The organism is Microbacterium hominis (assembly GCF_013282805.1).
Lineage (GTDB): Bacteria > Actinomycetota > Actinomycetes > Actinomycetales > Microbacteriaceae > Microbacterium > Microbacterium hominis_B.
Genome location: NZ_CP054038.1, coordinates 2611724 through 2636405, shown reverse-complemented (window position 1 = coordinate 2636405; position 24682 = coordinate 2611724). Strand labels below are relative to the sequence as shown.

Here is a 24682-nt window from a genome sequence, read left to right as displayed (position 1 = left end):
CGTGCGGTCGCGGCCGGGATGCGACGGGGCGGCCTCAGAAGAACCGGAAGCGCTCGGGGCCGAGGTCCCATGGGTCGCGGTCCAGGTATTCGGCGGCCGCACGGAACACGCAGCTCTCGATCATCATGCGGCGGTGGAAGTCGTCGTTGCGGTGCAGGTGGCTGAGCCGCTCGATGGGCATGCGGTACAGCACGATCCGCTTCGCGTCGGCGTGCACGCTCCACCGGGGGATGCCGTCGGCATCGGCGGCTCCGGGCATCTCGGCGATCTCGAAGCTCACCTCGCGCAGCTCGGGCCACGCCGACCGCAGGAACTCGGCGGTCGTCCCCACGGCGATGTCGAAGCGCTCCATGCGGGTCTCCAGCGGCGGCAGCGGGGGCCGCACCACGGGGCTGCGGCCTTCTCTGCCGTGGCGGCCGTGCCGCGCCGGTCGTCGTGGCGCCCGTCCCCGATCGGTGCTCCTGGTCTTGCGCCACGCCATGCGCACCATCCTAGGCGCGTGCGCCGAGGGCGATGCCGGACATGGCGGGACGCGCCGCGGCGCGGCATCCCGGATCGGCGTTCCGGCATCGGTACGGTGGGGGCGATGCGCGAGAGACTCTGCTCCAAGGTCGGGTGCGCCCGCGAGGCGGTGTCGACCCTCACGTACGACTATGGCGACCAGATGGCCGCTCTCGGCCCGCTCGGCCGCGAGGGCGATCCCCACGCCCACGACCTGTGCGCGATCCACACCGATCGACTGTCGGTGCCGCGCGGCTGGGTGGTCGTGCGCCATGAGACCCTCCGGGTCTGACGCGCTCGATTCCCCGCGCGCGGCGGGCGGGTGGGACAATGGCGGGATGCCGACCGAAGCCGCCGTCGCCCCCGCATCCGCCACCGTCCTCGAGTTCGAGGTCGCCGACCTCGCGCTCGCCGAGGCGGGTCGCCACCAGCTCCGCCTCGCCGAGAACGAGATGCCCGGACTCATGGCGCTGCGCGAGGAGTTCGGCGCCGCGCAGCCGCTGAAGGGCGCCCGCATCGCGGGGTCGCTGCACATGACGGTGCAGACGGCCGTGCTGATCGAGACGCTCGTCGCTCTCGGCGCCCAGGTGCGGTGGGCCAGCTGCAACATCTTCTCGACCCAGGACGAAGCCGCCGCGGCGGTCGTGGTGGGCCCGCGCGGCTCCGTCGAGGAGCCGTCGGGCGTTCCGGTGTTCGCCTGGAAGGGCGAGACGCTCGCCGAGTACTGGCGCCTCGCGGACCGCATCTTCGACTGGTCCGCCGAGGGGTTCGAGGGGCCGAACCTCATCCTCGACGACGGCGGCGACGCCACCCTGCTGGTGCACAAGGGCGTCGAGTTCGAGCGCGCGGGGGCTGTTCCGGATGCCGCACCCGGCGACTCCGAGGAGTACCGGATCGTGCTCGACACCCTGCGTGCGAGCATGGCGCGCGACCCGCAGCGCTTCACGCGCATGTCCGAGGGGCTGCTCGGGGTGACCGAGGAGACCACCACCGGTGTGCACCGGCTGTACGAGCTCGCCGCGGCCGGGGAGCTGCTGTTCCCGGCGATCAACGTGAACGACTCGGTCACCAAGTCCAAGTTCGACAACAAGTACGGCATCCGCCACTCGCTTCCCGACGGCATCAACCGCGCCACCGATGTGCTCATGGGCGGCAAGGTCGCCTTCGTGTGCGGGTACGGCGACGTGGGCAAGGGTGCGGCGGAGGCCCTCCGCGGACAGGGCGCCCGCGTGATCGTGAGCGAGGTCGACCCCATCTGCGCCCTGCAGGCCGCGATGGACGGCTACCAGGTCGCCCGTCTCGACGAGGTGGCCGGGCAGGTCGACATCCTCATCACGGGCACCGGCAACAAGGACGTCGTCACCGTCGAGCACCTGCTCGCCCTCAAGCACCTCGCGATCGTCGGCAACGTCGGCCATTTCGACAACGAGATCGACATGGCTGCGCTGGAGGCCCTGCCCGGGGCGGAGCGGATCGAGATCAAGCCGCAGGTGCACGAGTGGCGTCTGCCGACGGGCCGCAGCGTGCTCGTGCTCAGCGAGGGGCGACTGCTCAACCTGGGCAACGCCACCGGGCACCCGTCGTTCGTCATGAGCGCCTCGTTCACCAACCAGGTGCTCGCCCAGATCGAGCTGTACACCAAGCGCGAGGAGTATCCCACCGCCGTGTACGTGCTGCCCAAGCACCTCGACGAGAAGGTCGCGCGCCTGCACCTCGACGCTCTGGGCGTGACGCTCACGGAGCTCACGCCCGCCCAGGCCGCCTACATCGGCGTGCCGGTGGAGGGTCCGTACAAGCTCGAGCACTACCGGTACTGACGCGCGTCGCACGCGGGTCCGCCGCGTCGCCGACCGGGCGCGCCCGGCTGTGGGAGCCGGAGCGCCTCAGCGCCGCGGGAACCCGCGGGTGCCCGCAGCGGCCGTGGCGGTGAGCGCATCCACGCGCGCCGCCTCGAGTGCGAGGGCGCGCAGCTCGCGATCACGGCGGACGGCGGCGACCCCGAGCAGGAACGTCTCCGCGTCGACCTCCGGCACGGGCGAGACGTGCGCCGCGGTCTCCTCGGCCAGCGCGAGCGCGAGCCGTCGCCGCGCCACGGGGTCGAGGTTCGCCGCCGACGCGCCGAAGCGCGAGATGCGCCGCGCGAGGCGGTCGGGAAGGCGCGCGACATCTGCCGTCGCCGCCCACGCCACCAGCTCCGAGGGGACGCCCCCCGGCGGGGCAGGCAGTCGCGGTGTGCGCGTGCGCTCGCTGTAGGTGCCGGCCAGCAGGTCGCCCAGGCGCTGCGCGCGCGGCGTGAACGCGCCCACGAGCGCGGCGACGGCGCCGAAGGTGAGCCACAGCTCGAACACGCCGACGAGAGCCCGGATGAAGGCGTGACGGAATCCCGCGGCGCCGCCGTCGGTGCGCACGATGCGGCCGCCGACCGCCAGCCGGCCGAGACTGCGTCCGCGCGAGGCGGTCTCCACCGCGGTGGGCACGACGATCGTCACGATCACGACGACCGCGATCGTGAGGATGGGCAGCACCGCGCCGTCGAGCAGGCTCTCGCCGAGCAGCCAGGTGGCCAGCAGCCCGAACAGCACGAACACCGCGACCCCGAGCAGCATGTCGAGCAGTGTGCCGAGGGCGCGCAGGAAGAATCCCACCGGCTGCACGTCGAGCGCGACCGCCTCGCCGGTGAGCACCTCGTCCTGATGGATGTCGACCGCACGGGGCGCGGGGGCCGGTCCATCGGGCATGGGTACAGTGAAGCACATGGACCTCGACGCACTCACGGCCGCCCGGCGTGGGGAGTGGGAGCGGCTGGACGAGCTCAGCCGCGAGCGTCGGCTCACCGGCGCCGAGGTGGACGAGCTGGTGGTGCGCTACCGCGCCGCGTCGGCCGATCTCGCCGACGCGAAGAGCTCGGCGGGCCGCTCCGTGCAGGGCGATCACGTGTCGACCATGCTCGCCCGCGCGCGCCTGCGCCTGACCGGCGGGCCGGAGAACGTGCTGCGGCAGGTGCCGCGGTTCTTCGTGCGGCAGCTTCCGGCGGCACTGTACCGCCTCCGGTGGACGACGCTCGTGATCGCGGTCGCGTTCGTGGTCGTGGCGACCACCGTCGCCCTGTGGGTGTCGGGCGACGCGGCTCTCGTGGCGAGTCTCGGCCCGAGGGCCGCGCTGGAGCAGTACGCGCAGAACGAGTTCACCGAGTACTACAGCGAGAACCCGGCGGCCGTGTTCGCCGGCACCGTGTGGACCAACAACGCGTGGATCGCCGCCCAGTGCGTGCTGTTCGGGGTCACCGGCGTATGGCCGCTCATGGTGCTGGTGCAGAACGCGGTCGGCGTCGGGACGGCTGCGGCCGTCATGCTCGCCTTCGGGCGTGGCGATGTGTTCGTGCTCTACATCCTTCCGCACGGCCTGCTCGAGCTGACCTGTGTCTTCACGGCCGCGGCGGCCGGACTCCACATCTTCTGGGCGTGGGTGGCACCGGGGCCGCGCACCCGCGGTGCGGCCTTGGCGGCGGCCGGGAGGTCGCTGGCGACGGTGGCGATCGGGCTCGTGATCGCCCTCGCGGCGGCCGGGCTCATCGAGGGGTTCGTCACCGCGCAGCCGTGGCCGTGGCCGGTCAAGATCGGCATCGGCGCGCTCGCACTCGGCGCCTTCGTGGTCTACATGGTGCTCATCGGCGGCCGCGCGCACCGCCGCGGCGAGACCGGCGACCTCACCGAATTCGAGACGGGGGCGGCCACGCTGGTCTCCGGATAGCCATTCGCCTGTTGTTTTGATTCAATCAAAACAAGGGTAAGGTGGAGGGCGTGACCCGCCCTCTCCGCCACGACCTCGACGCCGTCGAGCTCCTGCGCGGTGCGGGGCTGCGGGTCACCGAGTCCCGTCGAGCCGTCGTCGACGCGCTGCGCGCGCGTTCGCACGTCAGCGCCGACGAGGTGTTCCGGGTCGTGACGGGATCCCTGCCGCAGACCAGCCTGCAGTCCGTCTACAACGCGCTCGCCGACTTCGCCGACGCCGGCCTGGTGCGCCGCATCGAGCCCGCGGGCCGCCCCGGGCTGTTCGAGCTGCGGGTCGACGACAATCACCACCACCTCGTGTGCACCGAGTGCGGCGCCGTCGAAGACGTCGACTGCGCCGTCGGGCCGGCGCCGTGCCTGACGCCGTCCGAGTCGCACGGCTACGCCGTGCAGGTGGCAGAGGTGACCTTCTGGGGCGTGTGCCCCGCCTGCGCCGCGCGTGCCGCCGCATCTTCGGTGGATGCCGCGGCCGCGGCATCCACCGTCTCCTCCTGACTTCTCCGACGCCCCTTTCCGCACCCTTCCAGGAAGGAACATCATGACCCAGCATGACGAGACCACCGCCGGCATCGGCGGTGAGACCGAGGTCGACCAGTCCGTCACCGTGACGGACGAGCCGGCCCAGCCGGGCGGCTGCCCGGTCGTCCACACCTCTCAGCCGCACCCCACCGCGGGCTCGGCGAACCGCGTGTGGTGGCCCAACCAGCTGAACCTCAAGGTCCTCGCGAAGAACCCTGCCGTGGCCAACCCGCTCGGCGAAGAGTTCGACTACAAGACGGCGTTCGAGACCCTCGACCTGCCCGCCGTCAAGAAGGACATCGAGGAGGCGCTCACCACGTCGCAGGACTGGTGGCCCGCCGACTTCGGCCACTACGGCCCCCTCGCGATCCGCATGGCGTGGCACTCGGCCGGCACCTACCGTGTCACCGACGGTCGCGGCGGCGGCGGCGCCGGCCAGCAGCGCTTCGCGCCGCTGAACTCGTGGCCGGACAACGTGAACCTCGACAAGGCGCGGCGCCTGCTGTGGCCCGTCAAGAAGAAGTACGGCCAGGCCCTGTCGTGGGCCGATCTCATTATCCTCGCCGGCAACGTCGCGCTCGAGTCGATGGGCTTCCAGACCTTCGGCTTCGCCGGCGGTCGCCCCGACGTGTGGGAGCCGGACGACGACGTGTACTGGGGCCCGGAGACCACCTGGCTCGCCGATGAGCGCTACTCGGGCGACCGCGACCTCGAGAAGCCCCTCGCGGCCGTGCAGATGGGTCTCATCTACGTCAACCCCGAGGGCCCGAACGGCAACCCCGACCCGCTGCTGGCGGCGCGCGACATCCGCGAGACCTTCTCCCGCATGGCGATGAACGACGAGGAGACCGTCGCCCTCATCGCCGGCGGCCACACCTTCGGCAAGACGCACGGCGCGGCATCCGACAGCAACGTCGGCGACAACCCCGAGGCCGCCTCGATCGAGCAGCAGGGCCTGGGCTGGGCGAACGCGCACGGCACCGGCAAGGGCGACGACACCATCACCTCGGGCCTCGAGGTGACGTGGACCTACCACCCGACCCGCTGGGACAACGAGTTCTTCCACATCCTCTTCGCCTACGAATGGGAGCTCTTCCAGAGCCCCGCCGGTGCGCACCAGTGGCGCCCGAAGAACGGCGGCGGCGCCGACATGGTCCCGCTCGCGCACTCGGAGGGCCACCGCGAGCCCCGCATGCTCACCACCGACCTCGCGCTGCGCTTCGACCCCGCGTACGGCGAGATCTCGAAGCGGTTCGCCGAGGACCCCGCGGCGTTCTCCGACGCGTTCGCCCGCGCGTGGTTCAAGCTGACCCACCGCGACATGGGCCCGATCGAGCGCTACCTCGGCCCCGAGGTGCCCGCTGAGGAGCTCATCTGGCAGGACCGCGTCCCGGCCGTGGATCACGAGCTCATCGACGCCGCCGACGCGGCGGCGCTGAAGGCCCGCATCCTCGAGTCCGGCCTCTCGGTGGCCGAGCTCGTCTCGACCACGTGGGCGGCGGCATCCTCGTTCCGCGGCAGCGACAAGCGCGGCGGCGTCAACGGCGCCCGCATCCGCCTCGCGCCGCAGAAGGACTGGGAGGTCAACAACCCCGCCCAGCTCGCCAAGGTGCTCGAGGTGCTCGAGGCCGTCAAGGCCGACTTCGACGCGCAGGGCGCCAAGAAGGTCTCGCTGGCCGACCTCATCGTGCTCGCCGGTAACGCGGCGGTCGAGAAGGCGGCCGCCGACGCCGGCGTCGAGGCCGAGGTGGTCTTCCACCCGGGTCGCACCGACGCCTCGCAGGAGCAGACCGACGTCGAGTCGTTCCAGTACCTGGAGCCCGTGGCCGACGGATTCCGCAACTACTACGGCCCGCTCGCCGAGCTTCCCGCCGAGTACCTGCTGGTCGACAAGGCGAACCTCCTCACCCTGTCGGCGCCGGAGCTCACCGTGCTCGTCGGCGGCCTGCGGGTGCTGGGTGCCAACTACGACGGCTCCGCCTACGGTGTGCTCACCGAGCGCCCGGGCGTGCTCACGAACGACTTCTTCGTGAACCTGCTCGACCTCGGCACCACCTGGAAGCCGCTCGACCCGGGCGCGCACGCGTTCCTGGGCACGAAGGACGGCTCGGGCGAGAAGGTCGGCATCGGCACCCGCTCGGACCTCGTGTTCGGCTCGAACTCCGAGCTGCGCGCCCTCGCCGAGGTGTACGGCTCCGACGACGCGAACGAGAAGTTCGTGCGCGACTTCGTGAAGGCCTGGGGCAAGGTCACCGAGCTCGACCGCTTCGACCTCGTCTGACCCGCGTCACCGCGATGCACGAAGCGGCCCGTCCCCGAGGGGGCGGGCCGCTTCCGTTCGCGGGGGACGCGGCGGTCAGGGCTCGACGCGCGCGGTCTCCTCGGCGGGCGGAGCGGGGGTCTTCTCCAGGAGCGCCCGGTGCACCCAGCCGGCGATGAGACCGCCGACGATCGGGAAGACGATGAACACCCACAGCTGGGCCAGCGGCTCGGGACCGCCGTAGATCGCGGCGGCGAGCGACCGCGCGGGGTTCACCGACGTGTTGTCGATCGGGATCGAGATGAGGTGGATGAGGGTCAGCGTCAGGCCGATCGCCAGCGGCGCGAGCAGCGCGTTCCCGCGGGTGGGGTGGGTCACGCCCAGGATGATGAGCACGAAGATCGCGGTCAGCAGGATCTCCGCCACGATGGCCGCGCCGAGCCCGAAGCCCCCGGGCGAGAGCGCGTCGAAGCCGTTTGAGGCGAAGCCGCCGTCTTGGGCGCTGGAGAGCCAGCCGTCGGGGCCGAAGACCCCGATCAGCACGATGAGGGTCGTCGCGACCACCCCGCCGATCAGCTGCGCGATGATGTAGCCGATCGTGTCCTTCCACGGGAACCGGCCGGATGCCGCGAGTCCGAGCGTGATGGCGGGATTGAAGTGACCGCCCGATACCGGGCCCCACGCGTAGGCGCCGACGACGACGGTCAGCCCGAAGGCGAGCGCGACGCCGACGAAGCCCACGCCGAGTGGATTGGCCGCGTCGTCGTAGGGGAACGCGGAGGCGATCAGCGCGGTGCCGACGCCGCCGAAGACGAGCAGCAGGGTTCCGAACGCCTCGGCGATGAGCTTGGTCGCCATCTTGGGCTCGGTGGTGGTATCCGTCATGGCGGACTCCTTTCCTCGGCCAGAGAGTAGCGGGAGGGGGAGCGCAACGTCAGGAGGCGCGACGGATCGACATCGACGTGTCATCGCCGCGTGCCTGCGCGTTCAGAGCCGGCCGGCCGCCTTCAGCGCGAGATACCTGTCGGCGATCCGTGGCGGCAGATCCTCGGGCGTGCCCGCGATCGCCTCGGCGCCGGCCCGTCCGATCGCCGCCGCGACCGTGGCGGCGTCGCGCTCGGCGCGCGCGTAGGCGGCGAGCCGGTACACGTCGTCGGCATCGGGCCGTTCGGAGGCCGGAGCGCCTGCCGCGGCGGCCTCATCGGTCACCGCCCCCACCAGCACGTGGGTGCGGGCAGCCAGGGCCGGGAGTGAGCCGAGGAATCCCCGCGCGGCTTCGGCCGCATCCTGTGCGGTCAGGAGCACCACCAGCGCGGGGCGTGAGCTCAGCTGCCGGGCGGCGGCGAAGGCGGCATCCCAGTCGGTGTCGATCAGCTGGGGCTCGACGGGCGCCATCGCGTCGACCAGAGCCGGCAGGAGGGCGGCGCCGTCCACCCGCGTCACCCGCGCGCGGGTGACGCGGTCGAACATCAGGAGGTGCACGTGGTCGCCGGCGCGCGAGGCGAGGGCGGCGAGGAGGAGCGCGGCCTCCATCGCGGCATCCAGCCGGACCCCGTCGCCCACGCGCGCGGCCGCCGTGCGCCCGGTGTCGACGACGATCACGACGTGGCGGTCGCGTTCGGGCCGCCACGTGCGCAGCATGGTGCTGCCTGCGCGCGCGGTGGCGCGCCAGTCGATGGAGCGCACGTCATCGCCGCGCACGTACTCGCGCAGGCTGTCGAACTCCGTGCCCTGACCGCGCACCTGCACGCTCGTGTTGCCGTCGAGCTCGCGCAGCCGCGCCAGCCGCGAGGGGAGATGGCGGCGCGCGGTGAACGGCGGCAGCACGCGCACCGCGCCGCGGGAGGCGATGCGCGCCTGGCGGCCGGCCAGACGCACCGGCCCGTCGGAGCGGAGCACGACGAACCCGCTCGCGATCTCGCCGCGACGGCGCGGCAGGAGCGGGATCGCCGCCGCGCGGCTCTCGCCCGGCGGAACGACCAGGCGCGGCCGGTCGGCCGGGGCTCCGGCGGTGGGCTGCCAGGCGTCGCGCAGCCGCAGCCGCAGCGTGCGTGCGCCGAGATTCTGCACGCGCACTTCGCTGACCACCGGGCGGCCCCGGCCGACGCGCGCGGGCAGCGAGCGCCGGATGCGCACCTGCCGCGGATCCGGGGCGGCGAGGGCGTCGAGGGCGAAGGCGACCGCGCACAGGGCGATCCAGCCGGCGGCGGCGAGCCACGCGTCGACGCCCGCCGTCGACAGCAGCACCACCGGCACCACGCCGGCGGCGACGAACAGGGGGGCGCGGCCGGTCAGGTACATGCGCTCGGGGCGTTCGACGAGGTCACAGCGGCACGCGGGTCTGCTGCACGACCGAGCCCAGAACCGCGTCGACCGACACGCCTTCGAGCTCGGCATCGGGACGCAGGCGGATGCGGTGCCGCCAGGTGGGCACGAGCATCGTCTGCACGTGGTCGGGGGTGATCGCGGGGTAGCCGCCAAGCCACGCCCACGCCTTCGCGGTCGCCACCAGCGCGGTCGCCGCGCGCGGGCTCGCGCCGAGCTGCACCGAGGGGCTGCGCCTGCTCGCCTGCGCGAGGTCGACGACATAGCCGATCAGGTCGTCCGAGACCTCGACCGCGGCCGCGGCGCGCCGCGCCGCGCGCACCTCGTCGGCGCTGACCACCTGCCCAAGGCCCGCGGCGGCGAGGTCGCGCGGGTCGAAGCCGTCGGCGTGGCGGCGCAGCAACGCGAACTCGGCGTCGCGCGAGGGCGTCTCGACCAGCAGCTTCAGCAGGAACCGGTCGAGCTGGGCCTCGGGCAGCGTGTACGTGCCCTCGTGCTCGACCGGGTTCTGGGTCGCGGCGACGAGGAAGGGGTCGGGGAGCCGACGCGTGACGCCGTCGGTCGAGACCTGGCGCTCCTCCATGGCCTCCAGCAGGGCGGCCTGGGTCTTCGGCGGGGTGCGGTTGATCTCGTCCGCCAGCACGATGTGGGTGAAGACGGGCCCTTCGCGGAACTCGAACTCGCCGGTGCGCGCGTCGTACACGAGCGATCCCGACACATCGCCGGGCATCAGGTCGGGCGTGAACTGGATGCGCTTGGTGTCCAGGCCCAGCGCCGTGCTGAGCGCCCGCACCAGCAGCGTCTTCGCGACGCCCGGCACGCCTTCCAGCAGCACGTGACCGCCGGCGAGGAGGGCGATCAGCAGGCCCGTCACCGTGCCGTCCTGACCGACGACCGCCTTGCCCACCTCGAGGCGCACGCGGTTCATCGACTCCCTCAGGGCGTCGTCGGTCGCGGCGCCGGCCGCGGGGGCGGCGGTGTGTGCGGGCACAGCGTTCTCGTCGGTCATCACGGGGTCCTTTCGGGGCGGGCCGCCCGGGCGACGGCGCGCTCGAGCTCCTGCAGGCGGGTGTGGAGGGCGACGAGATCGGCGTCGCCCTCGGGCACGATGTCGAACAGTACTCCCCGCACCGCACCGCGGTCGGCGCCGATGCGGGCGGCGGCGGCATCGGCGATCTCGCCCGCCGAGGCGCTCGCGCTGAGGCCGAGGAGACGCGCGAGGCGGGGAAGGGCGGCGAGGCGGAGCTGGTCGGCCGCGTGCCCCGCGTCGCGGGAGTGGGCGTACAGTCGCGCGCGGCCCTCGGTGGTCTCGGAGGCGCGCACCGTGACCGGCATCCGCTCCGCGACGAGGGGGCCGAACCGCCGGCCGCGCCAGATGGCGGCGGCGAGCCCCGCGGCCAGCGCCAGCACGATGACGGGGCTGACCCACGGCGGGGTGAGATCGCCCAGCGAGGGGTCGGTGTCGGCGATGTCGGTGTCGGCGAGGGTCGGGACGTACCAGACGACGAGCGGATTCCGGCCGAGGAGGTTCACCCCGAGGGCCGCGTTGCCGTTGTCGGCGAGGCGGTCGTTGGCGAGCATCGCCCGTCCGTCGAGCGCGCTCACGCGCCGGGCGCCGTCGTCGGAGACGACCAGCCCGTAGGCGTCGCCGACCGGGTAGCACGCCGCATCCGCCGCAGAGCCGGGCGTGTAGACGGCGCCGGGGACGACGGGGCCGGCACGACGGGCGTCGGGCAGTGCGCACGACGGGTCGACGACGTCGATGGGCGCCTCGCCGGCGGGGCGGGTGGCGTGCAGAAGCAGGTCGAGGGTGCGCGAGCGGGGGTCGAGCAGCACCGTGTCGACGGCCGCCGCGGCCAGCGCGAGCACAGCCTCATCGGACAGGGCGGCCGGATCGGCCAGCGCCAGCGTGGCACGCTCCGCACCGAGCAGGCGCACCGCCTCGTCGCGCTGGCGCGTGACGCGCACCTCGACGCCCTGCGCGCGCAGAACCTCCGCGAGCGCACGTGTGCCGGCGGCGCCGAACGACTCCGGGTCGAGCGCATCGCGCTGCGCCCACTGGCCGAGCCCGGCGATGGCCGCCCCCGCGGCGCCGACGACCAGCAGCGTCACGCCGATGGCGATCCAGCCGATCACGCCGCGTCGTCGGCGCGCGCCGGTGGCGGCGGGGGCCCGTTCGAGGGTGCTCACACGCCCACCTCGTCGGCGATCCGCGGGCGCGCGGCCTGCACGGACGCGTCCGCCGCGGCCACGCGCTCGTAGGCGGCGGCCGTGCCGGGCCGGCGGAGGTAGCGCACGTCGTCGAAGGCGCCCGCCGCCTGCTCGATCGCCGCGGCGTGGGCCGGGAACGGCGCGGCCGCGGCACGCGCGAATCCGTGCGCGGTCGTCCCCGGAGGGGTGTCGACGATCCCGCGCTCGTGCACGGCGCGGGCGAGCGCCCGGAAGCGCAGCACGATCGCGGGCGTCCATTCCTCACGTGCGGCGTGCGCCTGCGCGTCGCGGCGCAATTCGGCGGCCGATCGCTCGTCGGCGTCGTCGAAGAGCGAGCCGAGGGATGCCGGTGCCCGGCGCGTCGCGCGCGGCAGGCCCCACACCACGACCGCCGCGACGATGACCGCGACCACGACGACGGCGGCGATGAGCGCCAAGGTCGGACCCCAGTCGGCCGGCAGCTGAGAGGAGAAGAGGTTCTCGAAGAACTCGCCGATCGCCCGTGCGATGCGGTCGAACAGCGTCGGCTGGGCTGCTTCGTACCGCGGGTCGGACAGCTCGCGCTCCGCCCAGTCGCGCCCCTGTTCGCCGTCGGGCGTGAGCGGAGGCACCCCCGACGTCATCCGGAGCAGACCGGCCATCACCGGTCCGTCGGCGCGTCCGGGCTCGGCTCCGCCGGCGCGGTCTGCCCGGGCGCTGCCCATCGGTGGGGTGCCGGCGGCGGGCTCGTGGGCTGCGGACTCACGGGCGGTGCGGGCGCCGGGCTCGCGGGCGTGGCGGGCGCAGCGGGGGCGGGCGGTGCGGGGTATGCGGGAGCCGCGGCGGGCGGCGGTGCGTACCCGGGAGCCGCGGCGGGCGGCGGTGCGTACCCGGGCGCTGCGGCGGGCGGCGGTGCCGGAGGGCGCGGGGCGATGACGCGCCCGATGTGCGCGCGGTACGGGTCGGCGAGGTCGGACGCGCCGGCGTCGCGCCGGTCGATGTAGGCGAGCAGATCGAGGTCGAGCCCCTCGCGCCGCATGCGGCAGTCGATGTAGAGGATGCCGGTTGCCGTGGCCTGCACGACGAGCGCGACCGCCTGCACCAGAAGGGTCACCACCTGGGTGAGCAGGCCGAGCACGACGATCCCGACGATCGCGGAGGCTTCGGGGGCGCCCGTCGGCGCGATGATCGTGGTGAGGCCGGTCGACAGGAATCCGAAGGGCAGCCCCACCACCTGTGCGACCGTGCTGAACACGAGCGAGATCACCACGATGATGCCGAGCGCGGGCCAGAACCGCCCGCGCACGAGCGTCCACGCCCGTCCGATCGCCTGGCCGATCGTGGCGTGCTCGATCACGATCGCCGCCGGCACCAGCAGCAGCTTCGTCGCCAGCCACAGGTAGAGGGGGATCGCCGCCAGCACGGCGAGGATGCCCAGCAGCACCGCCGCCACGGGGGTCGCCAGTGCCGACGCCGCGATGGCGGCGCCCACGATCACGAATGAGACCAGCACGGCGAGGATGAGCAGCACCGTGTACCCGATCAGCCGCCAGATGACGGGGCGCACCTGCTGCCACAGCTGCGCCAGGGTCAGCTTCTCGGCGACCGCGGCGTGGGCGACCTCCACGATCACGATCGCCTGCACGACGACCGAGAGCGCACCGGCCGCGAGCCCCAGCACGACGCCCGCGACGATGGTGAGAGCGATCGACCCCGCCATCACCTGGTCGAACTCGTCGGTGCCCGGGCGCAGTGTGTCCAGGCGCGAGAAGGCGAGGAAGGCGATGCCGCCCACCGCGAGCAGCACCACGACGTACGCGATCGCCTGCACGCCCAGCGCGAAGCCCAGCAGCACGCGCGGATTGTGGCGCAGGGCCGCGAACGAGCGGCCCAGGATCGTGCCGAACGTCAGCGGGTGCAGCGGGATGATCCCGGGCCGTGAGGCCGGGGTCCAGGCCGGGTAGGCGGTCACGGTGTCCTCTCGCGGTGCTCCCGCCCGCGCACGGGCGGCGGTGGCGGCGGCGGGTGCGGACCTCGGCGCTCGAAACGCCGCCGTGTCCCTATCGTGGCACGGCTCGGCCGAACTCCCGCCCGCGTCGACTAATCTGTGGGGAGCGCACCGGACGGCCCTCGCCGTCACCATCCGCCTGCCCGACGCAAAGGACGAACGCGCGAGATGACATCACGCATCCTGGTAGTCGACGACGACACCGCCCTCGCCGAGATGATCGGCATCGTGCTGCGCACGGAGGGGTTCGACACGGTGTTCTGCGCCGACGGGGCCCAGGCGGTCGAGGTCTTCCGGGCCGAGCGACCCGACCTGATCCTCCTCGACCTGATGCTGCCCGGCATGGACGGGATCGAGATCTGCACGCGCGTGCGCGCCGAGTCCGGCATCCCGATCATCATGCTCACCGCGCGCACCGACACCGCCGACGTGGTCAAGGGGCTCGAGTCGGGCGCCGACGACTACATCGTCAAGCCGTTCAACCCGAAGGAGCTCGTCGCCCGCATCCGCACGCGGCTGCGCCCGGCCGGCCAGAGCGCCGCCGAGACCCTGCGCATCGGCGACCTGTTCGTCGACGTCGCCGCCCACGAGGTGCGCCGCGACGACGCGCCCATCGCCCTGACGCCGCTGGAGTTCGAGCTTCTCGTGGCGCTCGCCTCCAAGCCGCAGCAGGTGTTCTCGCGCGAGATGCTCCTCGAGCAGGTGTGGGGCTACCACTACAAGGCCGACACGCGCCTGGTGAACGTCCACGTGCAGAGGCTGCGCGCCAAGGTCGAGCGCGATCCCGACAACCCCCGCATCGTGACCACGGTGCGCGGGGTGGGCTATCGCGCCGGCGCGGCCGTGTGAGGCATCCATGGTCACCTCGCCGACGGTGACGGGCGTCACCCCGACGAGCAGATGGCGGGCGTGGCGCGCCTGGCCCGACACGCTCGCGGGCGTCTGGCGGCGATCGCTGCGGTTCCGCACCCTGGTGATCACCCTCGCCCTCACGGTGCTGGCGATCCTCATCGCCTGCGTGTGGATGGCGCTCGCGATCCAGAACGACCTGTTCCAGGCGCGCAAGGACCAGGTGCTGATCGACGCGCGACGGGCCACCCAGGCCGCCCAGACCACCCTGGACTCCGCCGACACGCAGGGGGACACCGCGGCGCTGCAGAACCTGTGGCTCGACGTGCAGAACACCCTCGCCGAGCAGTCGTCGAGCGACGTCATCGCGGCGCTGCGCATCGGCGCGCCCTCCACGGTCGTGCAGGACTTCACCTCGCGCCAGTTCGACGAGCAGATCATCTCCGACGGCATGCGCGAGGCCGTGCGCTCCGACGCGACGCAGCAGTGGTGGCAGTCGGTGGGGCTCCCGATCGACGGAGGCGACCCCATCCCGGGCATCATCGTCGGCCAGCAGCTGATCGTCGACGACGTCGGCGCGTTCGAGCTGTATCTCGGGTACGACCTCGACAGCGCGTCGCAGACGCTCGGGTTCATCCACGGCACCCTCTGGGTCGTCGGCATCGCCCTCGTGCTCATCATCGGCGGCATCGCATGGTTCGTGCTGAGGTCGGTCACCACGCCCATCGGCGAGGCCGCCGAGACCAGTGCCAAGCTCGCCGCCGGCGACCTCGGGGTGCGCCTGGACGTGCACGGCGAAGACGAGCTGGCCACCCTCGGCCGGTCGTTCAACGCGATGGCCGACAGCATCCAGTCCCAGATCAAGGCGCTGGCCGACCTCTCGCTCGTGCAGCAGCGCTTCGTCTCCGACGTCTCGCACGAGCTGCGGACGCCGCTGACCACCATCCGCCTCGCCGCCGACATGATCAACGACCAGCGCGAGGACTTCGCCCCGGCCACCGCGCGCGCCGCGGAGCTGCTGAACGCCCAGGTGCAGCGGTTCGAGACCCTGCTCACCGACCTCCTGGAGATCAGCCGCTACGACGCCGGCTCGGTGCAGCTCGAGCTCGAGCCGACCAGTATCGCCCACCTCGCGGAGGACGTCATCGGATCGATGAGCCAGCTCGCCGAGCAGCACGGCAGCGATGTGCGACTGGTCGCGCCGGGAGGATATTCCCCGGTCGACATGGACCCGCGCCGGGTGCGCCGGATCCTCCGGAACCTCCTGGGCAATGCGATCGAGCACGGCGAGGGGCGGCCGATCGTGGTGACCGTCGACAGCGATCAGCAGACGGTCGCGCTCGGGGTGCGCGACTACGGCCTCGGGATGCGACGCGAGGACGTCGATCGCGTGTTCGACCGGTTCTGGCGCGCCGATCCGTCGCGCACCCGCACGATCGGGGGCACCGGGCTGGGCCTGTCGATCGCCCTCGGCGACGCGCGCCTGCACGGCGGCCGGCTGGCGGTGTGGTCGGAGCTCGGCCGCGGCTCGCACTTCGTGCTGACCATCCCGCGCACTGCCGGCGCGGAGGTCGGGACGCACTCGCCCATCGCGGTCGATCCAGGCGATGACAGCGTCGCCGGGATCGACGACCTCGGGCTCACACAGCCGATCGAGGTCATGATCGACGACGCCGGACAGCTGCGCGATGCCGCCGGCCGGGAGGGACTGTGAGGATGCCGCGCCGACTGCTCAGCGCCGCGACGGCGCTCGTGGCCGCGCTCGCCCTCGCCGCGTGCGCGGGCCTGCCCACGACCGGGCCGGTCACCCCGGGCCTGGCCGCGGGCGAGGATCTGGGCGAGCCGGACTTCGCCTTCCGGCCCGCGCTGCCCCAGCCCGGCGCCACGCCGGAGCAGATCGTCGACGGGTTCATCCGCGCCGGCACCGGCGCCACGGCCAACTGGGCGCGGGCTCAGGAGTATCTCGCTCCGTCGTTCCGGGGCACCTGGAATCCTTCGGCGCAGGTGACCATCGACAGCGGCGACCGCACCTACGTCGCGACCGGCGAGGGCACGGTCGTGGCGACCCTGCAGACCGAGGCGATCGTCGACGCGCAGGGGACGTACGCGCCCAGCGACGGCGCCGCCAGCGACCTCACGTTCTCGCTCGCTCTGCAGGACGACGGGGAGTGGCGCATCACGGCCGCCCCCGACGGGATCGTGCTGGCGGAGGACGTGTTCCCGAGCGTCTTCCACGCCTACGCGGTGCAGTACTTCGACCCCACCTGGACGTACCTCGTGCCCGATCTGCGCTGGTTCCCGACGAACACGGCGCGCGTGCGCATCGTCGACGCCCTCGCCGACGGCGCGCCCAGCCCGTGGCTCGCCGAGTCCGTGGTGAACGCGTTCCCCGACGCGGTGACGCTGGACCCGGCCTCCGTGCCGCTGTCGGCGGGCGTCGCTGACGTCTCGCTCTCCGCGGAGGCGCTCACCCTCGACCAGGAGACGCTCGACCGCATGCAGACCCAGCTGGTCACGAGCCTGGCCACCGCCGGCGTGAGCGATGTCGAGATGTCGGTGTCGGACACGGCGCTCAGCGCCAGCACGGTCGCCACCCGGTCGACGAGGGTCGCCGGTCCGCCGCTGGTGCTCACCGAGGCCGGCTTCGGGTTCCTCGTCGGCGACGACCTCACGCCCGTCGACGGACTGTCGCCGGCGATCGCGGATCTCTCGCCGGCGGCGGTGCAGGTCGCTCCCGATCGCGACGTCGCCGCGGTGCGCACCGGCGACGGCCTCGTTGTGCGCGTGCGCGACGACGGGCAGGTCGCCACGGTCGATGAGAGGGCGGGACTTGTCGATCCCAGCGTCGACGGGACCGGGACGGTGTGGTCCGTGCCGACGGGGCTCCCGTCCGCACTGTGGGCGGTCACACCCGATGACACGGTGATCGATCTCGCCGGCGATCTGCCGGGCGCCACCGGCATCTCCGCGATCGCGGTCTCCCGCGACGGCACCCGTCTCGCGGCGGCCGTGACCGTCGGCGGCCGCGCCGAGGTCTGGATCGCGGGGATCGTGCGCGCCGACGGCGTCCCCGAGCGACTCGGCGAACCGGCCGTGCTGGGGGAGCTGCCGAGCGCGGCGCGGGGTCTCACGTGGATCGACGACGCCACCGTGGCGGTCCTGGTCGCCGGCGAGGCGGAGCCGACGGTGCTCGAGCAGCCCGTCGGCGGTCCCGGCGAGACCAGCGCCGCCCCGACGGGGTCGCTGACCCTCGCCGGTGGCGCGACGGCGTCGAATCTCCGCGTGCACCTCGACGACGGGGCGCTGCTCGTGCAGCGCGGGGTGAACTGGACGCAGACCGCCACCGGGGTGCTGGTCCTCGCCACCCAGCAGGGCACGCCCCAATAGCGCCGAGCCGTCGCTTCGCCTCCTCCCCAGGAGCGTGAGGGTCTGCTTCGCTCCACAGGTGCCCCTCCGCGCGCGCCGGCGGGGCTGCGCGCGCCCAGAGTGTCCTCATGCCACTGGATCCCGCCGTGCGCGCGGCCCTGACCGGCGCGCTGACGCTGCTGCTGCCCGTGGAGTGCGCCGGGTGCGACGAGCCCGACATCGGGCTGTGCGAGGCGTGCAGCGCGGCGCTGAGGCCGGATCCCCGCCGGTCCGGGGAGGCCGGCGGGGTGCCCGTGTGGGCGGGACTCGCCTTCGACGGGGTGCCCGCGCGCGTGCTGCGTGCGCTGAAAGAGGACGGACGCACCGGACTCGCCCGGGCACTGGCACCGGCTCTGCGCGCGGCGGCGGACGCCGGCACCGCCGGTGCGGGCGCGGTCGTGGTGCCCATCCCGACGACACGCGCGGCGTTCCGGCGGCGCGGATACCGGGTCGTGGACCTCATCGCCCGGCGCGCCGAACTGCCCACGGCGCGGCTGCTGGCCCACGTGCGCGCACCGGCCGACCAGCGCGGGCTCGGCCGCGACGACCGGCGGCGCAACGTCGCCGGAACCCTCCGGGCGCGGGATGCCGCGGGGCTGCGCGTCATCGTGATCGACGACGTCGTGACCACCGGGGCGACGCTCGCCGAGGCCGTGCGGGCGCTCCGGGCAGCCGGCGCCGAGGTCGTGTCCGCGGCCGCGGTGGCCGCCACGCCGCGCCGGTACAGCCCCCGCATGTCGGGAGCCGGAACGGGATCTGTCGCATTCGAAACTCACAGGTGACAGGGGAGCGGTCCACGGCTACCGTGGTGGGGACAAGGCGACTGATGGTCCGCCCTTGGCCGGGTGGACCGGAACAAGGAGGTCAGGGATGGATACCAGCATCGTCGGCGTGGGAGTGGGAATCACCGATCGATTCCGCTCGGTTGTCGAAGACAAGGCAACCCGCATCGAGCACCTCGCTCCGCGCGCGCAGCGGGTCGATATCAAGGTCACCCACCGCGCCTACCACAACGGCCGGATGGAGGACGACACGGTCGAACTCACGGTCACCGGCAAGGGCCCGCTCGTGCGCGCCGAGGCGACCGACGGCGACAAGTTCGCCGCGCTCGACCTCGCGGTCGACAAGCTCTGCGAGCAGCTGCGGCGCGCGAAGGACAAGCGCGTCGACGCTCGGAACCACCCGCGGGGGGCCAAGTTCGAGAAGGGGAGCGGCGCACTGCAGGGCATCGATGTGCAGCCCGCTTCGGTCGACATGCTGCGGGCGGTGGCCACGGGAGAGATCCCGGTCATCACCCCCGACGCGGAGGAGGCCGACTACACGCCGGTCGTGATCCGCACGAAGGAGTTCGACGCCGAATGGATGACGGTCGAGGAGGCCGTCGATCGCATGGAGCTCGTGGGCCATGACTTCTTCCTCTTCGTCGATGCCCGCACCGACCACCCGAGCGTCGTGTACCGGCGCAAGGGCTGGGACTACGGCGTCATCTCGCTGACGACGCAGGCCGCACCCGAGGCGGTCGCCTCGTAGAGGCATCCACTCTTCGACACGCGCCCCGGGCCTCGAGGTCCGGGGCGCGGTCGTGTGCGGCCCCGCCCGCCACCGACCACGCAGCGAGAGTCCATCTGCGCGCCGAGAGAGCACCATTCGCGCCGCTCTCTCGGCGTGCAGACCCACCCTCGACGCGGCGATGCACCCTCGGCGCGGGGAGGAAGGGGCGGGGCGGGTGATCAGTCGAACATGCCGTCGAGGAGGCTGCCGATCACGAGGCCGCCGAGGATGCCGCCCATCACCCCGCTGCCGCCGTCGCGGCGACCGCCGCCCCAGCCGCCCTGGGGGCCGCCGCCCCACTGGTCGTAGCCCTGCGGACGCGACTGGTCGATGTCGCGCTGCGCCAGCTGCAGCGCCTCGCTGGCGAGGAAGGCGACGCGTCGCGCCATGGCGAAGGCCTGCTCGCGGTGGTCCTCGTCGATGTTCACGGCGGCCGCCGCCGAGGTGCCGAGGTACCGGTCGAGGTCGACCCGCACGCGCTCGGCTTCGGCGATCCGGGTGCGCGCGTCGGCGCCGATCCAGCCGCGGTGCCCGGCGATCACATCGCGGGCGACCGCCAGCTGCCGATCCGCGTCGTCGATCGCGTGGCGCACGTGCTCGAGCGGGGGGATCGGACGCGCCGCGCGCTCGCGGGCGGCCGCGATGGCGGCATCCAGCCCGGCATTCGCCTCGCGCAGGCGCGTGAGCTGCTCGAAGGGGTCGGTGTTGACCCCCGCCGCCGGCAGGGCCGCGAGGGCCCGCTGCAGCGCGGCGATCGCCGTGGTGACCCCCGGCGTCTGCGGCTCGCGGAGGGCGACCACCAGGTCTTCGCGGGAGTCCTCGACGATGGCGGCGAGGGTGGATTCCGCGCGCAGCGCCTCGACCTCGAACGTCTCGACCGCGTCGAGCAGCGTCTCGGCGCGCCGCACCGCCTCCGTGGAGGCCTCGAGCGCCATGTTCGCCTGCTCGCGCTGCCCCGCCTCGCGGCGGCGCTCGGCGATGCCGGCGCTGTGCTCGGCGAAGCCGAGGAGCTGATCGGCCTCGGCGGGGTTCGCCTCGATCTGCGCCAGCGCGTGGGGGGAGTACCTCGCGCCCATGCGCTGCACGGTGTCGCGGGCATCGGGGATGCGCGCCCGCAGCCGCACCGCATCGCTGCGGACCTTCGCGATGATCTCGGGAGCCCGGCGGGCCAGCGCGATGCGCTCGGCGAGCGCCGACGTGCGATCGTCGAGCAGATCCTCGGCCCACTCGCACAGCTGCACGATGCGCGCGTTGCGGGTGCGCAGCTCCTCGGGAGTGTCGGGGATCTCGTCGTGGTTGAGCTGGTGCAGGTGGAACGCCTCCTGCAGGTGCGTTCGCACCGACTCGACGGCGTCGCGCAGCTCGCTCGTGGCCCCGGGACCGAGCTCGGCGTCGGCGAACACCAGCTCGTCGGAGGTCACGCGGATGCGCTCGTCGGCGGCGACCAGCGCCGTCTTCGCGCGACGCGCGAGATCGGCGTCCTGCGCCGCCAGCTCTTCCTGCTCGCGCTTGCGTCTGCCCCAGAATCCGGCCATGCCTTCGATCCTATGGGGCGTTCTGGGAGGCGGCTGAAGGCTGTGGATGCCGCGGCCCGGCGGTCCGCGCAGTCGCGCGCAGGCTCACCCCTCGTCGCGCTTGTGCCGCGGCTTGCGGTCGCCGTAGTCGCGGCGCGGCCGGTCGTCACGATCGCCGTATCCGCGGCGCGGGCGGTCGCCGGAGCGGTCGTCCTTGCGGAACGGCTTGCGGTCGCCGTCGCGGCGCTGCGGACGCCCCGTGTCCAGGCGCAGCTCGATCAGCTGACCCGAGATGCGGGTGTCGGCCAGGCGGTCGAAGGTGTCCTGGGGAAGGTCGGCGGGAAGCTCGACGAGCGAGAAATCCGGCATGATCTGGATCGCGCCGAAGTCGTCGCGGCGCAGGCCGCCCTCGTTGGCGAGCGCGCCGACGATCTGACGCGGCTCCACGCGCTGGCGGCGGCCGACGGCGATGCGGTAGTTCGCGAAGCCCTCGCGCGGCGTGCGGTCGCGCTTGGGGCCGCGCTCGCGGTCGTCGCGGTCGAAGCCTCGCTCACCGCGGTCGGCGCGCTCGCCCCGCTCGCGCTTGGGCTCGGGGTCGGGCTCCAGCAGCAGGGGCGTCTCGCCCTGGGCGACGATCGCGAGGGCCGCCGCGACGTCGACCTCGGGCACGTCGTGGTGGCGCACGTAGTGGGCGACGATGTCGCGGAAGCGGTCGACGCGCTCGTTCTCGGCGAGGGCCGCGGTGATGCGGTCGTCGAAGCGCGACAGGCGGGTCTCGTTGACCTCGTCGACGCTGGGAAGGCCCATCTCGGTGAGCTCCTGGCGCGTCGCCTTCTCGATGGCGCGCACGAGCCAGCGCTCCTTGGGCGTCACGAACGAGATCGCATCGCCCGAGCGGCCGGCGCGGCCGGTGCGGCCGATGCGGTGCACGTAGGACTCGGTGTCGGTGGGGATGTCGTAGTTGACCACGTGCGAGATGCGCTCGACGTCGAGTCCGCGGGCGGCGACGTCGGTGGCGACGAGGATGTCGAGCTTGCCCGACTTCAGCTGGTTCACGGTCTTCTCGCGCTGCGGCTGGGCGATGTCGCCGTTGATCGCTGCGGCGGAATACCCGCGGGCGCGCAGCTTCTCGGCGATCTCCTCGGTCACCGAGCGGGTCCTTCCGAACACGATCATGCCGTCGAAGTTCTCGACCTCGAGGATGCGCGTGAGCACGTCCATCTTCTGCTGCCACGCCGTGATCAGGTAGCGCTGGGTGATGGTGGCGGAGGTCGTGGTCTTGGTCTTGACCGTGATCTCTTCGGGCTCGTGGAGGTACTGCTTCGACATCCTGCGGATCGCGGCGGGCATCGTCGCGGAGAAGAGGGCGACCTGCTTGGTGTCCGGCGTCTCGGCGAGGATCGTCTCGACGTCTTCGGCGAAGCCCATCTTGAGCATCTCGTCGGCCTCGTCGAGCACGAGGTACTTCAGCTCCGAGAGGTCGAGGGTGCCCTTCTCGAGGTGGTCGATGATGCGGCCGGGGGTGCCCACGACGATGTGCACGCCGCGGCGCAGCGCCGACAGCTGCACGCCGTAGCCCTGGCCTCCGTAGACGGGCAGCACGTGCACGTTCCGCAGGTGCGACGCGTACTTCTCGAACGCCTCGCACACCTGCAGTGCGAGCTCCCGCGTCGGGGCGAGCACGAGGGCCTGCGGGCTCTTCTGCGAGACGTCGAGCCGGTCGACGATGGGCAGCGCGAAGGCCGCGGTCTTGCCGGTGCCGGTCTGGGCCATTCCGACCACATCGCGCCCGTCGAGGAGTGTCGGGATGGTCGCCGCCTGGATCGCCGACGGGGTCTCGTACCCGATCTCGCGGAGGGCCTTGAGCACCGCCTCACCGAGCCCGAGGTCTGCGAACGTCTTCTCGCGGGGGGTCTCGACGGGCTGCTCGGCTGCCGCGCTCTCGACAAGGCTCTCGGTTTCGGTCACAGTTCAGAGTAGTGCGCGACGCCTGTGAGACGACAGGATGCCACGCGACGACCTCGTCTGGGGAGGGACCATGGCGTTGCCGAAAGCGCTCGTGCCGGTGTCGATGCGCGGGTACAAGGCGGCCTGGCTGCCGCGGGATGTGCTGGCGGGCGTGACGCTCGCGGCGATCGCCATCCCCGAGGTGATGGGCTACACCTCGATCGCCCAGACCCCGATCGTGACGGGCCTCTACACGATCCTGCTGCCGCTGCTCGCGTTCGCCCTGCTCGGCTCGTCGAAGATGCTGGTGGTCGGGGGCGACTCGGCGACGGCCGCGATCCTCGCCTCGGGGCTCGTGGCCGCGGGCGTCTCGGGGGCCACCCCCGGCTCGCCCGAGTGGGTGGGGCTGACGAGTCTGACCGCGCTCGTGTGCGGCGTGCTGCTGGTGATCGCGCGGATCGCCCGGCTCGGGTTCATCGGCGACTTCCTGTCGTCGTCGGTGCTCATCGGGTTCCTCACCGGGGTGGGCATCCAGGTCGCGACGGGCCAGATCCCCGACATCCTCGGCGTCCCGAAGGGCTCGGGAAACTGGTTCGAGCAGCAGTGGGCCTGGCTGACCTCCCTCGGCAGCGTCTCCTGGCCGACGCTGGGCTACGGCGCGGCGACGATCGCCGTCATCTTCGCGTTCAAGGCGTGGCTGCCCAAGATCCCCGGCGCGATCATCGCGGTGGTGGGCCTGCTCATCCTCGCGACGGTGACGGATGCCTCCGCGTACGGTGTGGAGGTCGTCGGCGCCATCCAGGGCGGGCTCCCGCCCATCGGGCTGCCCGCGGGCATCACGTGGGGCGACCTGCCGGCGGTCCTGTCCACGGCCTTCGCCTGCTTCATCATCATCATCGCCCAGAGTGCGGCGACCTCCCGCAGCTTCGCGATGAAGCACGGCGATCGCGCGGATGTGAACCGCGACATCGTCGGGCTCGCGGCATCCAATCTCGCCGCCGGATTCAGCGGGACCTTCGTGGTCAACGGCTCGCCGACCAAGACCCAGATCCTCGACGGCCAGGGCGGGCGCACGCAGGTGGCGAACCTCACGGTCGTCGCCGTGACCTTGGTGGTGCTGCTCTTCCTCACCGACCTGCTCACCGACCTGCCCAAGGCCGTGCTCGGCGGAGTGGTCTTCGTCATCGGCCTCGAGCTCATCGACGTGAAAGGTCTCGTGCGGGTCGCCCGCGTGCGCCGGCGCGAGTTCTTCATCGCCGCCGCGACTGCGCTGACGGTGTTCATCGTGGGAGTGGGCGCCGGGGTCATCCTCGCGATCGCCCTGTCGCTGCTGGACGTCGTCGGGAGGCAGTACCTCGCGCACGCCTTCGTGCTCGGTGTGCGCGGCAAGCGCGGCTACGAGTACGTGCCCGCCGCCCCCGGCGGGGAGAGCGCGCCGGGGCTGATCGTGTTCCGCTACGGCGCCGACCTGTTCTACGCCAATGCGACGCGCTTCGTCGAGGAGGTGCAGCGGCTCGTGACGGGGGCGCCGCACCCCGTGCGCTGGCTGATCCTCGACGCTGCCGGGATCTCCGACATCGACTACTCGGCGGGCGTGGCGCTTTCGGGCCTCATCGACTGGCTCGACGCCCACGGTGTGGACCTCATCGTGGCGCGACCCGAGTCCGACGTGCTCGAGACCCTGCGCATCTACGGCCTGCGCGGCCGGGTGCCCGACGATCACGTCTACGCCGACCTCGACACCGCCGTCAGGGCCTTCCCGGGCGCCGGGCAGGGCAGGGGCTCTCAGCGGGGCTGAGCGGCCTCGAGCGCGAGGATCTCG

The 24682-nt window shown here is 72.8% G+C and carries 21 protein-coding genes; 11 read left to right on the top strand and 10 right to left on the bottom strand.

Annotated elements, in window-relative coordinates; genetic code table 11:
- Nucleotides 1-34 precede the first annotated feature (34 nt).
- On the bottom strand, nucleotides 35-388 hold the full coding sequence (locus tag HQM25_RS11990; protein ID WP_254359311.1) for a metallopeptidase family protein: 354 nt from the start codon (nucleotides 386-388) through the stop codon (nucleotides 35-37).
- A 198-nt stretch (nucleotides 389-586) separates the two neighbouring features.
- Here HQM25_RS11990 and HQM25_RS11985 point away from each other — a divergent pair, with 198 nt between their 5' ends.
- Nucleotides 587-793, top strand: coding sequence for a DUF3499 family protein (locus tag HQM25_RS11985; RefSeq protein ID WP_172990439.1), 207 nt, complete (start codon nucleotides 587-589; stop codon nucleotides 791-793).
- A gap of 46 nt (nucleotides 794-839) precedes the next feature.
- Nucleotides 840-2318 carry an adenosylhomocysteinase gene (gene ahcY, locus HQM25_RS11980; RefSeq protein WP_172990438.1) on the top strand — a complete coding sequence of 493 codons (1479 nt, stop codon included), beginning with the start codon at nucleotides 840-842 and terminating at the stop codon, nucleotides 2316-2318.
- Nucleotides 2319-2384: 66 nt separating this feature from the next.
- On the opposite strand, the gene HQM25_RS11975 is transcribed toward ahcY, so the two are convergent.
- Nucleotides 2385-3239 carry an RDD family protein gene (locus tag HQM25_RS11975; RefSeq protein ID WP_172990437.1) on the bottom strand — a complete coding sequence of 285 codons (855 nt, stop codon included), beginning with the start codon at nucleotides 3237-3239 and terminating at the stop codon, nucleotides 2385-2387.
- A gap of 16 nt (nucleotides 3240-3255) precedes the next feature.
- Between HQM25_RS11975 and HQM25_RS11970 the strand changes: the two genes are divergently transcribed.
- Genes HQM25_RS11970 through katG form a run of 3 tightly spaced genes read left to right on the top strand, consistent with a single transcriptional unit; the run spans nucleotide 3256 to nucleotide 7092 of the window.
- Complete coding sequence (locus HQM25_RS11970; protein WP_172990436.1) at nucleotides 3256-4251, top strand: stage II sporulation protein M; 996 nt, start codon at nucleotides 3256-3258, stop codon at nucleotides 4249-4251.
- A gap of 50 nt (nucleotides 4252-4301) precedes the next feature.
- Complete coding sequence (locus HQM25_RS11965) at nucleotides 4302-4787, top strand: Fur family transcriptional regulator (protein ID WP_172990435.1); 486 nt, start codon at nucleotides 4302-4304, stop codon at nucleotides 4785-4787.
- Nucleotides 4788-4830: 43 nt separating this feature from the next.
- A complete protein-coding gene (katG, locus tag HQM25_RS11960; RefSeq protein ID WP_254359310.1) occupies nucleotides 4831-7092 on the top strand; it encodes a catalase/peroxidase HPI in 2262 nt (753 codons plus the stop codon).
- A gap of 75 nt (nucleotides 7093-7167) precedes the next feature.
- Here the strand turns inward: katG and aqpZ are convergent, their stop codons facing one another.
- From aqpZ to HQM25_RS11930, 6 genes are all read right to left on the bottom strand, one after another.
- Nucleotides 7168-7956 (bottom strand): aquaporin Z, encoded by a 789-nt coding sequence (gene aqpZ, locus HQM25_RS11955; RefSeq protein WP_217275144.1) that lies wholly within the window; start codon nucleotides 7954-7956, stop codon nucleotides 7168-7170.
- A gap of 102 nt (nucleotides 7957-8058) precedes the next feature.
- The gene (locus HQM25_RS11950) at nucleotides 8059-9372 is read right to left on the bottom strand and encodes a DUF58 domain-containing protein (RefSeq protein WP_172990434.1); all 1314 of its coding nucleotides are present in this window, start codon (nucleotides 9370-9372) and stop codon (nucleotides 8059-8061) included.
- A 22-nt stretch (nucleotides 9373-9394) separates the two neighbouring features.
- Nucleotides 9395-10405: an AAA family ATPase gene (locus tag HQM25_RS11945; RefSeq protein ID WP_172990433.1), complete on the bottom strand. Its 1011-nt coding sequence runs from the start codon at nucleotides 10403-10405 to the stop codon at nucleotides 9395-9397.
- On the bottom strand, nucleotides 10405-11586 hold the full coding sequence (locus HQM25_RS11940; RefSeq protein WP_254359309.1) for a DUF4350 domain-containing protein: 1182 nt from the start codon (nucleotides 11584-11586) through the stop codon (nucleotides 10405-10407). The genes HQM25_RS11945 and HQM25_RS11940 overlap by 1 nt, the downstream gene beginning before the upstream one ends.
- Nucleotides 11583-12248 carry a DUF4129 domain-containing protein gene (locus tag HQM25_RS11935; protein ID WP_172990432.1) on the bottom strand — a complete coding sequence of 222 codons (666 nt, stop codon included), beginning with the start codon at nucleotides 12246-12248 and terminating at the stop codon, nucleotides 11583-11585. Before HQM25_RS11935 ends, HQM25_RS11940 begins: the two co-directional genes overlap by 4 nt.
- Complete coding sequence (locus HQM25_RS11930; RefSeq protein WP_172990431.1) at nucleotides 12248-13558, bottom strand: hypothetical protein; 1311 nt, start codon at nucleotides 13556-13558, stop codon at nucleotides 12248-12250. Before HQM25_RS11930 ends, HQM25_RS11935 begins: the two co-directional genes overlap by 1 nt.
- Nucleotides 13559-13762: 204 nt before the next feature.
- Here HQM25_RS11930 and mtrA point away from each other — a divergent pair, with 204 nt between their 5' ends.
- The 5 genes from mtrA (at nucleotide 13763) to hpf (ending at nucleotide 19378) form a co-directional block, all read left to right on the top strand.
- Complete coding sequence (gene mtrA / locus HQM25_RS11925) at nucleotides 13763-14443, top strand: MtrAB system response regulator MtrA (RefSeq protein WP_172990430.1); 681 nt, start codon at nucleotides 13763-13765, stop codon at nucleotides 14441-14443.
- A 7-nt stretch (nucleotides 14444-14450) separates the two neighbouring features.
- Nucleotides 14451-16157 (top strand): MtrAB system histidine kinase MtrB, encoded by a 1707-nt coding sequence (mtrB, locus tag HQM25_RS11920; protein ID WP_172990429.1) that lies wholly within the window; start codon nucleotides 14451-14453, stop codon nucleotides 16155-16157.
- A gap of 2 nt (nucleotides 16158-16159) precedes the next feature.
- Nucleotides 16160-17830 carry an LpqB family beta-propeller domain-containing protein gene (locus HQM25_RS11915; RefSeq protein WP_172990428.1) on the top strand — a complete coding sequence of 557 codons (1671 nt, stop codon included), beginning with the start codon at nucleotides 16160-16162 and terminating at the stop codon, nucleotides 17828-17830.
- Nucleotides 17831-17937: 107 nt separating this feature from the next.
- A complete protein-coding gene (locus tag HQM25_RS11910) occupies nucleotides 17938-18630 on the top strand; it encodes a ComF family protein (protein ID WP_172990427.1) in 693 nt (230 codons plus the stop codon).
- An 88-nt stretch (nucleotides 18631-18718) separates the two neighbouring features.
- Nucleotides 18719-19378, top strand: coding sequence for a ribosome hibernation-promoting factor, HPF/YfiA family (gene hpf, locus HQM25_RS11905; protein ID WP_172990426.1), 660 nt, complete (start codon nucleotides 18719-18721; stop codon nucleotides 19376-19378).
- 200 nt (nucleotides 19379-19578) lie between these two features.
- Here hpf and HQM25_RS11900 read toward each other — a convergent pair whose 3' ends face one another.
- Both HQM25_RS11900 and HQM25_RS11895 read right to left on the bottom strand, forming a co-directional pair.
- Nucleotides 19579-20934: a hypothetical protein gene (locus HQM25_RS11900; protein ID WP_172990425.1), complete on the bottom strand. Its 1356-nt coding sequence runs from the start codon at nucleotides 20932-20934 to the stop codon at nucleotides 19579-19581.
- 84 nt (nucleotides 20935-21018) lie between these two features.
- A complete protein-coding gene (locus HQM25_RS11895; protein WP_172990424.1) occupies nucleotides 21019-22881 on the bottom strand; it encodes a DEAD/DEAH box helicase in 1863 nt (620 codons plus the stop codon).
- Between the two features lie 37 nt (nucleotides 22882-22918).
- Between HQM25_RS11895 and HQM25_RS11890 the strand changes: the two genes are divergently transcribed.
- Nucleotides 22919-24658 (top strand): SulP family inorganic anion transporter, encoded by a 1740-nt coding sequence (locus tag HQM25_RS11890; RefSeq protein WP_254359308.1) that lies wholly within the window; start codon nucleotides 22919-22921, stop codon nucleotides 24656-24658.
- Nucleotides 24659-24682: the final 24 nt, after the last annotated feature.

Excerpts from the sequence above, each read along its gene's own strand:
- HQM25_RS11985 (WP_172990439.1), top strand. The coding sequence starts at position 587 with ATGCGCGAGAGACTCTGCTCCAAGGTCGGGTGCGCCCGCGAGGCGGTG.
- ahcY (WP_172990438.1), top strand. The coding sequence starts at position 840 with ATGCCGACCGAAGCCGCCGTCGCCCCCGCATCCGCCACCGTCCTCGAG.
- HQM25_RS11975 (WP_172990437.1), bottom strand. The coding sequence starts at position 3,239 with ATGCCCGATGGACCGGCCCCCGCGCCCCGTGCGGTCGACATCCATCAG.
- HQM25_RS11970 (WP_172990436.1), top strand. The coding sequence starts at position 3,256 with ATGGACCTCGACGCACTCACGGCCGCCCGGCGTGGGGAGTGGGAGCGG.
- katG (WP_254359310.1), top strand. The coding sequence starts at position 4,831 with ATGACCCAGCATGACGAGACCACCGCCGGCATCGGCGGTGAGACCGAG.
- aqpZ (WP_217275144.1), bottom strand. The coding sequence starts at position 7,956 with ATGACGGATACCACCACCGAGCCCAAGATGGCGACCAAGCTCATCGCC.
- HQM25_RS11950 (WP_172990434.1), bottom strand. The coding sequence starts at position 9,372 with ATGTACCTGACCGGCCGCGCCCCCCTGTTCGTCGCCGCCGGCGTGGTG.
- HQM25_RS11945 (WP_172990433.1), bottom strand. The coding sequence starts at position 10,405 with ATGACCGACGAGAACGCTGTGCCCGCACACACCGCCGCCCCCGCGGCC.
- HQM25_RS11935 (WP_172990432.1), bottom strand. The coding sequence starts at position 12,248 with ATGGCCGGTCTGCTCCGGATGACGTCGGGGGTGCCTCCGCTCACGCCC.
- mtrA (WP_172990430.1), top strand. The coding sequence starts at position 13,763 with ATGACATCACGCATCCTGGTAGTCGACGACGACACCGCCCTCGCCGAG.
- mtrB (WP_172990429.1), top strand. The coding sequence starts at position 14,451 with ATGGTCACCTCGCCGACGGTGACGGGCGTCACCCCGACGAGCAGATGG.
- HQM25_RS11915 (WP_172990428.1), top strand. The coding sequence starts at position 16,160 with ATGCCGCGCCGACTGCTCAGCGCCGCGACGGCGCTCGTGGCCGCGCTC.
- HQM25_RS11910 (WP_172990427.1), top strand. The coding sequence starts at position 17,938 with ATGCCACTGGATCCCGCCGTGCGCGCGGCCCTGACCGGCGCGCTGACG.
- hpf (WP_172990426.1), top strand. The coding sequence starts at position 18,719 with ATGGATACCAGCATCGTCGGCGTGGGAGTGGGAATCACCGATCGATTC.
- HQM25_RS11900 (WP_172990425.1), bottom strand. The coding sequence starts at position 20,934 with ATGGCCGGATTCTGGGGCAGACGCAAGCGCGAGCAGGAAGAGCTGGCG.
- HQM25_RS11890 (WP_254359308.1), top strand. The coding sequence starts at position 22,919 with ATGCCACGCGACGACCTCGTCTGGGGAGGGACCATGGCGTTGCCGAAA.